Raw genomic sequence first — 526 nt, forward strand, 5'->3', positions numbered from 1 at the left:
TGCCGGCCATCAGGCGCCGCGGGCGGCGTCCGCGGCCAGTCGCGGAGAGCATGATCTCGACGATTTTGTCGTTGTGTACGCTTTTCGGCTCCAGCGGCGTACACAACGACAAAATCGCGGCGATCTTTTCTGCTTCCGCCGGGCGCGGGGCACTCGGAGAGCGTCACGGGGGTCCGGATCACGGGGGTCCGGAGAGGACGCAGAGCAGGTTCAGGGGATGACAGCGTCGGGACGGCGTCGGCTGGCCGGATGCCGGTGTCATCGGCGCGGGGGTCGTTTCCGGCGGTAGCGCGGCCAGGCCTGGAACTCCCGCGCTGCCCGCACCGGAGGCGATCGCTGGCGCGGGCGTTGTCGCGGGGGTGGTGGCTGCGGGGATGGCGCCGGCCGTTCGTGTGCCCGCGGCGTCCTGCGTCCCGGTGCTGCGTGTCCCGGCGTCCTGGGACTGGGACTGGGACTGGGACATAGCGTTCTGGGGCATGGCGTCCTGGGAAGCGGAGCCGCCGCAGTGCGCCGGTGGGGCGCCCAT

The sequence above is a fragment of the Protofrankia sp. CiP1_Cm_nod4 genome (assembly GCF_982290645.1).